Raw genomic sequence first — 9,263 nt, forward strand, 5'->3', positions numbered from 1 at the left:
CGCCCCCGGCAGACGCGCCGACACCGCAACCCCCGGGGCACTCCCCACCGCCCCCTCCACCCGTCGAGCCCGCCCACCGCGTACCAAGCCGCCGCTCATCGCTCCCGCCTCCGCTCTCCGTCCAGGGCCCGCGAGACGCGGTTCGCCGACAACACCGTCGCCGCGATCACCAGCCCGGGAAATGTGGTCAACCACCACGCCGTGGCCACGAACCCGCGCCCGTCGGAGATCAACACGCCCCACTCCGGCGTCGGCGGCGGCGCGCCGAACCCCAGGAAACTCAGCGCCGACACGGACAGGATCGCCACCCCGAACTCCAACGCCGCCAGCACGAACACCGGCCCGGAAGCGTTCGGCAACACATGCCGCGCCAGGATGGCCCCCGACCGCACCCCGCTCGCCCGCGCCGCCTCCACATACACCGACGAACGCACCCGCAACACCTCGGCGCGCATCACCCGGGCGAAGGACGCGACACTGGCCACCCCCACCGCGATCGCCACCTTCGTGGTGCCGAAACCCAGCGCGCTCACCAGCGCCAGCGACAACAACAGCCGCGGAATCGCCTGCACCACGTCCACCGTGCGCATCAACACCGCGTCCAACCACCCGCCGACGAACCCGGCCACCAGGCCGAGCCCCCCGCCGACCACCAGGGCCACCGCCACCGCGACCGCCGTCGCCCGCAGCGAGAGCGAACTGCCGTGCACGACCCGGGTGAACAGGTCCCGCCCGAGCTGATCGGTACCGAACAGGTGCGCCGCGCTCGGCCCCTGCAACCGCTCGCGCGGCGTACCCACCAGGGGATCCCCGTCCGCGAACAGCGTCGGGACCAGCGCCGCGAGCAGCACCAGCGCCAGCACCACCAGCGAGAGCAACAACCCGGGCCGGCGCACCACGAACCACGCATGCCCACGCGCCGCGGGCCCCACCCGCGCACCGAACCCGGTCGCCGTCGTCACACCGTCCTCCCCACCCGCGGATCCAGCAGCGGATACAGCAGATCCACCACCAGCGCGACCACCACGAACACCACCGCCGCCAGCAACACCACGCCCTGCACCACCGCCAGGTCCTGGGTATCCACCGCCGCCGCCGTCAACCGGCCCACGCCGGCCCGGGAGAACACCGTCTCCACCACCACCGACTCCATCAGCAAATTCCCCGCCACCACCGCCGCCAGGGTCAGCGCCGGCAACGACGCGTTGCGCAGCGCGTGCCGCAGATGGATCCGCACCCGGCCCGCCCCCTTGGCCCGCGCGGTCTCCACATACGGCTCGGCCAACGCGGTGGTCAGGCTCTTCGCCAACACCTGCGCGATCATCGCGCCCGCCGGCAGCGCCATGGTGATCGCCGGCAGCACCAGGCTCTCGAACCCCTCGTTGCCCATCGCCGGCAGCAGCCCCCACTGGAACGACACCACCTGGACCAGCAGCAGACCCACCCAAAAGCCCGGCATCGAGATCCCGATCGCGGGCAACGACAACAACACCTGACGCAGCGCCCGCACCCGGGTGAACGTGGCCGCCAGCGCCACCGCCCCACCGCCGAGCACCGCCAACACCATCGCGCACCCGGTCAGCGCCAACGTCTGCGGCAGCGCGTCGGCGATCGTGCGCACCACCGGCGCCCCCGTCTGCGCCGACCGCCCCAGATCCCCGCCCAGCGCGTCACCCAGGGCGTGCGCGTACTGCACATACAGCGGGTCGTCCAGGCCGTACTCGGCCCGCACCGCGTCGATCTGCGCCTGTGTCGCGGTGCCCTCCAAGCCGCCCAGCCTGATCGACAACGAATCCCCGGGCAGCAGATACAACACCACGAACGAGACGGTGAACGCCGCCCACAACACCACCACCGCCTGCAACAACCGGCGCAGCAGATATCCGCGCATCAGCCCACCCACGTGTCGTGGAACTGCAGGCGCGAGGACGCCTCGAAGGTCAGCCCGTGCACCTTCGGACCGAGCCCGTGCACCTGCGCCAGCTCGAACAGCGGCACCACATAGGCCCGATCGGTGACGATGCGCTGCGCCTCGGCGACCTTCGCGAAGCGCTGCGCAGGGTCGAGGTTCTGCGCCTGGTCGTCGAGCACGGTGTCCAGGTCGCCGGAGGGGATCCGGAGCCGGTTCACCGTCCTGGTGCCGAACAGGGTGCGCAGGATGTCCGGATCGGAGCGGGTGACGTTGTAGTAGGCGAAGTCGTAGTCGCCCGCGTTCTGCACCTGGTTCTGCTCACCGGCGGCCAGTTTGCGCAGCCGCAGGTCCACCCCGACCCGGCGCAACTGCTGCTGGACCAGCTCCAGGACGGACTGACTGGCGTTGAACAGCGGCGCGAAGATCACGTCCACGCTCAGCCGGCGCCCGTCCTTGACCCGGACGCCGTCCGAGCCGGCCCGCCAACCGGCCTCCTCCAAGAGCCGCTTCGCCCCCTCGGGGTCGTATCCCAGCTGCGCGGACAGGTCGACGTAGCCGGGCGTGACCGAGGCCAGCGGCGAGGTGGCCGCCTTGTACTTCGGGGTCAGCACGGTCTGCGCCACCTCGGGCCGGTCCACCGCCTTGGCGATGGCCCGCCGGACCGCGTCCTCGCCCAGGATCGGGCGCGAGACGTTGGCCTGGAGGACGAACACCACGCCCGGGTTCGGCCGGGTCAACACGGTGTAGCCGGCGGCGAAGCGGGCCTCGTCCTGCGGCTGTACGTCGCTGATCGCGTCCACCTGACCGGACTCCAGGCTGCCGGCGCGCACCCCGGACTCGGGCACGATCTTGAACACCAGCCGATCCAGGTACGCCTCGCCCGGGTGGGCGAACAGCGACGAGCCCCAGCCGTACCCGGCGCGCTTGGCCAACTCCACGCTCTGGTTCGGCTTGTACGAGCGCAGCGTGAACGGGCCCGAGCCGACCAGGTCGCCCTGGCAGCGCTGTTCGGGGGTCTTGGCGAGGGTGGCGGGGGAGAGGAGGCCCAGCGACATGGTCGAGGTGGCCTGGAGGAACTGGGCGCTGGGCGCGGCGAATTCGACCCGCACGGTGGTCGGGTCGAGCACCGCGGTGCCCCGGTAGCCGGCGAGGTAGCTGCTCGCCACGGTGGCCTTGGCGCCCAGCGCGAGCACCGCGTCCAGGTTGGCCTTGACCGCCGCGGCGTCCAGCGGGGCGCCGTCGGCGAAGGTCACCCCCGGGCGCAGGTGGAAGGTGAACGCGGTGGCCTGCGGGTTCACCTCCCACGAGGTGGCCAGCCACGGCTTGATCTCGCCGGTGCGCCCGTCCTGGTCGGTCAGCGAGTCGACGAGTTGGCGGCCCACGTTCAGGCTCGCGTTGGTGCCGAACTGCTGCGGGTCCAGGCACGTGGGGTCGGCGGCCAGGGCGAAGGTGAGCGTGCCGCCGGCCTTCGGCGGGCCGACCTCGGCGGAGTTCGCCGCCGGGCCGCCGGCGCCGTTGCAGGCGGCGACCAGGGCCAGGGCGGCGGTCGCGGCGGCGCCGGATCCGGCGGCGCGGCGCAGTCTTCGGAAGGCGGGGGAGGCGGGATCGGCGGCGAATCGGGAAAGGCGCATGTATATCTCCGGGCAGGACGAATTCACGCGGCGGCGCGCGTGATTTCGGGCAGGCGATATCCATCGATTCACGCGCGCACGGCGCCGTGCGAATCCCGACGGAAATCGGGCCGGCGCGGGACGCGGCGAATCGAGGGGAGGAATGTGGAACGGCGGGCGGACGCCCCACGATCACCGGGATCGGCGGGATCGACGAGGGGGGTCCGGCGGCGGAGCGGTCCGGTCCGCGGCGGTCAGCGGGCTCGACAGACCGAGCTGTGGACCCGGCCGAAGTCGACATGCCTGCGCGTGCACAGGGGAGTTCGCGGGCGGTGCACGGCCGCGCCGCGGGGCGCGACGGCCTCGACACGCCGCGAGGAGACCCCGGGGGTGGAGGCGGTGACCGGCACCACGAGCGTCATGACGTCCTTCGACAAAAATGGATCGATATCCGTACCGGCGAGAGCCTATCGAGTCCGTAGTGGCGACAACAAGTGGTAATTCCGCTTTTCGGTGGCGGGGGTACGAAAACCCGCATCGGGCGGCAATACCCGCGGCCGCGGCGCCGGCGATATCACCGACGCGGGTGGACCGATCGGCGCGGTCGACCGCGCGGCCCGCCGGCCGGCCTACGGGACGTCGGAGGAGTGGCCCGGGAAGACGTGCGCCGAGGGATCGATCACGGTCATCGCGTTGTTGACCGCGGTGGCCGCCTCGCCGAAGCCGGTGGCGATCAGCTTGACCTTGCCGTCGTAGTCGACGATGTCCCCGGCGGCGAACACCCGCTCCAGGTTGGTGCGCATCGCCTGGTTCACCACGATGTGCCGCTTGCGCTGCTCCAGGCCCCAGTGGGTCATCGGCCCCAGGTCCGCGACGAAGCCGAGCGCGGCCACCACCGCCTGGACCGGCAGCGTGCGTACCGCGCCGTCGAGCTTGCCGACCACATCCGCCGCCCGCACCTGCCCGTTGCCGTGCAGCGCGGTGACCTCGGCGGAGGTGATCACCTCGGTGGTGGAGGCCAACACCCGTCGCACGGTGTGCTCGTGCGCGCGGAACTTGTCCCGCCGGTGGACCAGGGTGATGGACTTGGCGATCGGCTCCAGGCTGGTCGCCCAGTCGAACGCCGAGTCGCCGCCACCCACGATCAACACGTCCAGTCCGGCCAGATCGGCCAGGCGCGGCACGAAGTAGCGCACGCCCTCGCCGGTGAACGCGTCGGCCGCCGGCAGCGGGCGCGGACTGAAGGTGCCGATGCCGCCGCTGATCAACACCACCTTGGTGCGTACCACCAGGCCGCTCGCGCAGGTGATCGTGACGCCGTCCTCGTCCTGCGCCAACTGCTCGGCGCGGTGCCCGAGAAGGTAGTTCGGCTCGAACGGGGCGGCCTGCTCGACCAGCGCGTCGACCAGGTCCTGGCCCTTGATCGCGGGGAAGCCCGCGACGTCGTAGATCATCTTCTCCGGGTACATCGCGGAGATCTGGCCGCCGGGTTCGGGCAGCGAGTCGACGAGCGCGGTGCGCAGGCCCCGGAATCCCGCGTAGTAGGCGGCGTACAGGCCCGTCGGGCCCGCGCCGACGACGAGCAGATCGGTGTCGACGGTGGTGGACACACGCGCTCCTTCCCGAGCGGGGTTGCCCGGACACTAGCCCAAGGACACACGGTCTTCTCCGAGTTCGTGCCCCGCGTCACACGAACGGAAGCACCAACCGCACGCGAGGTAGCCCAACGGTGGGCAAAAGTCCATACGTGGCCGTATGGAAAGCATGGAACTTGTTCTCATCCGGCTCGCCGATCGTTAGGGTCCCGTCCATGGAGTTCTCCTGCGCGCCGCCGCGACGATCGGCGCTTCGGCGCCGATCGCGATGGGCGCGGACCACGGTCGCGCCCGGCCTCGGCGCCACGGCCCGCCCCGGGTTAGCCCCGCGACCGCACCGCCCGCCCGTGCCGCGCCCGGTCGACTCACCCTCACGGGAGAAGGCGAACGTGTGTGCGGCAAACTGGCGGCGCCCGCGCACCGCGGCGTGATCGAGGTCGCCTGCCGGCGGCTCGGTCCCGATCCGGTACGCGAGTTCGCGGCGCCGCGCCCCGGTGGCGAGGCGGCCGCACCGACCTGATCCGCTTCGAGCCCGTTCGAATCCCGCACGACCGCGAGGACGCACCATGACCCTGTTCCCCGGCAGGGACTCCGACGTCACCACCGCCGTCGCCGCTCTGCTGGCGAAGTGCCGACTGTCGATACCCCGCACCTGGATACTCACCGCGCTCGACTACGCGTGGCACGACGAGCGCCCCGTCGTGGTCCTGCGCCACCAACCCGCCGGCGATCCGCGCCCCGGCGGCGCGCACGCCAGCGTGGTGGTCGACCGCGCCGACGGCACCCTGCTGGGCTGGACCCGGCTGGACGGCCCGCGCCCGGGGCCGCTGCCCGGCACCGAGGAGGCGCACGCCGCCGCCGAGGCGTTTTGGCACCACGTCGATCCGCTGCACGCCGAGGGGCTGACCGTGCAGTGGGTCGCCCAGCACGACGAGACCATCGCCACCGCCTCCGGTCGGGCCGGTTCGGTGAGCGGAATGAGGGTCAACGCGCGTCACATCAACGGGCTCTACACGTGGGCGGTGCTCGCGGGGGACCTGTCCGTGCTCACCTATGAGCGCGACGTGCAGTGGGACGAGCGGGCCGCCCGACGGCGCACCCAGATGTGGCTGCACGACCGCTGGCGGGCTGCCGTGGACGGCACCGCGCCGGCTCCCGGCGCGCCGTACGCGCCGGCCCGTCGCTGACTTCGTACCGGAGCAACTGCCCGAAAATTCCGGCAAGTTCGTCGAAACCCCAGCTCACGCGGGTCCTTCGGGGCCCGCGTGCGGCGTTTTCGGCGCCGGGCGCGACGGTTGGTCCAGACCATTTTGGTACAGACCATTGACCTCTGGTCCAGACCTTTCCTACGCTCACGGGAACCCCGGTGGGGTGGTGGTCGAATCGTTTCCCCACCGGCTGGTGCACGTCCCCGCATGTCTGGCCCCACTCGAGGAGCACCCTTGAGCACAGGAACCAAACAACGCACCACCTTGTCCCGGCGCACTCTCGTCGCCATGATGAGCGCCCTGCTGCTTCCCCTCGCGGCAATGGTCGGCCTCGCGTCCCCCGCACAGGCCGCCGGCACCACCGCGACATTCGTCAAGACCTCCGACTGGGGCTCCGGCTTCGGCGGAAGCTGGACCGTCAAGAACACCGGAACCGCCGCGATCAGCTCGTGGACCCTGGAATGGGACTTCCCCGCCGGCACCGCCGTCGGCTCGTCCTGGGACGCCACCGTCACGCGCACCGGCGACCACTACAGCGCCAAGAACGTCGGCTGGAACGGCACCGTCGCCCCCGGCGCCTCGGTGACCTTCGGCTTCAACGGCACCGGCCCCGGCAACCCCACGGGCTGCAAGATCAACGGTGCCTCCTGCGACGGGGGACCCACGAACCCCGGCGACAACCCGCCATCGGCACCCGGAACGCCCGTGGCGAGCAACGTCGGTGACAACGGCGCCACGCTCACCTGGACCGCGGCGACCGACGACCACGGCGTCAAGAACTACGACGTGCTGCGCGGCGGCACCAAGGTCGCCACCGTCGCCACGACCACCTACACCGACGGCGGCCTCGCCGCGGGCACCGACTACACCTACACCGTCGTCGCCCGCGACAACGCCGACCAGACCGGCCCGGCCAGCGCCCCGGTCACCGTGCACACCACCGGCGGCGGAAACCCCGGCGGCGGCAACGCGGTCAAGCTCGGCTACTTCACCAACTGGGGCATCTACGGCCGCAACTACAACGTGAAGAACATCGTCACGTCCGGCTCGGCCGCCAAGATCACCCACATCAACTACGCCTTCGGCAACGTCCAGGGCGGCAAGTGCACCATCGGCGACTCCTACGCCGACTACGACAAGGCGTTCACGGCCGACCAAAGCGTCAGCGGCGTCGCCGACAACTGGGAGCAGCCGCTGCGCGGCAACTTCAACCAGCTGCGCCAGCTCAAGGCCAAGTACCCCAACATCAAGGTCCTGTGGTCCTTCGGCGGCTGGACCTGGTCCGGCGGCTTCGGCCAGGCCGCGGCCAACCCCGCCGCGTTCGCCGAGTCCTGCTACAACCTGGTCGAGGACCCGCGCTGGGCCGACGTGTTCGACGGCATCGACCTCGACTGGGAATACCCCAACGCGTGCGGCCTGACCTGCGACACCAGCGGCGCCGCGTCGATCAAGACGCTGCTCGCGGCCACCCGCGCCAAGTTCGGTGCCAACAACCTCGTCACCGCGGCGATCACCGCCGACGCCTCCTCGGCCGGCAAGATCGACGCGGCCGACTACGGCGGCGCCTCCGCGTCCGTCGACTGGTACAACGTGATGACGTACGACTTCTTCGGCGCCTGGGACGCCAAGGGCCCCACCGCCCCCCACTCGCCGCTGACCTCGTACACCGGCATCCCCAAGGACGGCTTCAACTCCTCGGACGCCATCGCCAAGCTCAAGACCAAGGGCGTACCGGCGAACAAGCTGCTCCTCGGCATCGGCTTCTACGGCCGCGGCTGGACCGGCGTCACCCAGGACACGCCCGGCGGCACCGCCACCGGCGCCGCCCCGGGCACCTACGAGGCCGGCATCGAGGACTACAAGGTGCTCAAGAGCAGCTGCCCCACCACCGGCCTCGTAGCCGGCACCGCCTACGCCAAGTGCGGCAGCAACTGGTGGAGCTACGACACCCCGGCCACCGTCGCCTCCAAGATGCACTGGGCCAAGGCGCAGAACCTGCGCGGCGCCTTCTTCTGGGAGTTCAGCGGTGACACCACCAACGGCGAACTCGCGGCCGCGATCCACAACGGCCTGGGCTAGCCCCGAAGGCGCGGCCACGAACGCGGCCGCCTTCACCGCTTCGTGACCGCACGGTCGTGACCGGGCCCACCGGGGTGCCCGGTCACGACACCCCCCAGCGGGCCCGTCGTCCACCGGCGCGGACGACGGGTTCGGCACAAACCGCGCGGGCGAGGTCCCAGGACCTCGCCCGCGCGGCCCGTCCACCTACGCTGGCCGAGTGAAACCCGCACCCCTCGGCACGCCCCGCGCGGACATCGAGACCCGCGCCGACCTGGAAACCCTCCTGCGCCGTTTCTACGGGGCCGCCTTCGCCGACCCGGTCATCGGCCCCCACTTCACCGAGATCGCCGGCACCACCCTCGAGGAACACCTCCCACGAATCACCGACTTCTGGGACCGAGCCCTGCTACGCGGCGCCGACTACCGAGGCGACCCACTGGCCATCCACCGCACCCTCCACGAGACCGCCCCCCTCACGGCCCACCACTTCGGCCGCTGGCTCCAGCTGTGGCACGCAGCGGTAGACGGCGCCCACACAGGCACCCGAGCACAACGAGCAAAATCCCAAGCCGAGCGCATAGCCCAATCCATGCTCCGCCACCTACCCACCCCCACCACGCCGCCCAAGCACCCCAGGACCGGCTTCATCCCACTGAGCACCCTCCACCTACGCCGCCCACCCCCCAACCCGGCAGCCGACCCGACCCCACGCAGCGCGTCCGGCGTTTGAGGGACACCCGAGCCGGAGCCCGGCCCAGCAGGCGACGCGGGCCTCATGCAGTCTGTCCGGCGTTTGAGGACAGGCGGGGCGCGGCCCGGCTCTCGAAGCGATCTCAGCCCGTCCGGCGCTGGAGCGCACCCGGGCCGGAGCCCGGCC

At 71.4% G+C, this 9,263-nt stretch carries 8 protein-coding genes; 4 read left to right on the forward strand and 4 right to left on the reverse strand.

Annotation, left to right across the window (positions count from 1 at the left end; translation table 11 throughout):
- Positions 1 to 95: 95 nt before the first annotated feature.
- The 4 genes from ACH4XV_RS04230 to ACH4XV_RS04245 all read right to left on the reverse strand — a co-directional run bounded on the left by ACH4XV_RS04230 (position 96) and on the right by ACH4XV_RS04245 (position 5,132).
- Positions 96 to 962, reverse strand: a complete 867-nt coding sequence (locus ACH4XV_RS04230; protein ID WP_395786717.1) for an ABC transporter permease — start codon at positions 960 to 962, stop codon at positions 96 to 98.
- A complete protein-coding gene (locus ACH4XV_RS04235) occupies positions 959 to 1,891 on the reverse strand; it encodes an ABC transporter permease (RefSeq protein ID WP_395786718.1) in 933 nt (310 codons plus the stop codon). The genes ACH4XV_RS04230 and ACH4XV_RS04235 overlap by 4 nt, the downstream gene beginning before the upstream one ends.
- Positions 1,891 to 3,543 (reverse strand): ABC transporter substrate-binding protein, encoded by a 1,653-nt coding sequence (locus tag ACH4XV_RS04240; protein WP_395786719.1) that lies wholly within the window; start codon positions 3,541 to 3,543, stop codon positions 1,891 to 1,893. The genes ACH4XV_RS04235 and ACH4XV_RS04240 overlap by 1 nt, the downstream gene beginning before the upstream one ends.
- A 608-nt stretch (positions 3,544 to 4,151) precedes the next feature.
- Entirely contained in the window at positions 4,152 to 5,132 is a 981-nt protein-coding gene (locus tag ACH4XV_RS04245; RefSeq protein WP_395786720.1) for an NAD(P)/FAD-dependent oxidoreductase, read from the reverse strand.
- A gap of 376 nt (positions 5,133 to 5,508) precedes the next feature.
- Here ACH4XV_RS04245 and ACH4XV_RS04250 point away from each other — a divergent pair, with 376 nt between their 5' ends.
- From ACH4XV_RS04250 to ACH4XV_RS04265, 4 genes are all read left to right on the forward strand, one after another.
- Positions 5,509 to 5,637 (forward strand): hypothetical protein, encoded by a 129-nt coding sequence (locus ACH4XV_RS04250; RefSeq protein WP_395786721.1) that lies wholly within the window; start codon positions 5,509 to 5,511, stop codon positions 5,635 to 5,637.
- Between the two features lie 46 nt (positions 5,638 to 5,683).
- Positions 5,684 to 6,304, forward strand: a complete 621-nt coding sequence (locus tag ACH4XV_RS04255; protein ID WP_379997349.1) for a hypothetical protein — start codon at positions 5,684 to 5,686, stop codon at positions 6,302 to 6,304.
- 309 nt (positions 6,305 to 6,613) lie between these two features.
- Positions 6,614 to 8,404 carry a glycosyl hydrolase family 18 protein gene (locus ACH4XV_RS04260; RefSeq protein WP_395787053.1) on the forward strand — a complete coding sequence of 597 codons (1,791 nt, stop codon included), beginning with the start codon at positions 6,614 to 6,616 and terminating at the stop codon, positions 8,402 to 8,404.
- 199 nt (positions 8,405 to 8,603) lie between these two features.
- Positions 8,604 to 9,116, forward strand: a complete 513-nt coding sequence (locus tag ACH4XV_RS04265) for a group III truncated hemoglobin (protein WP_395786722.1) — start codon at positions 8,604 to 8,606, stop codon at positions 9,114 to 9,116.
- The last annotated feature ends 147 nt before the right edge of the window (positions 9,117 to 9,263 follow it).

This window comes from Embleya sp. NPDC020630, assembly GCF_044334985.1.
Lineage (GTDB): Bacteria > Actinomycetota > Actinomycetes > Streptomycetales > Streptomycetaceae > Embleya.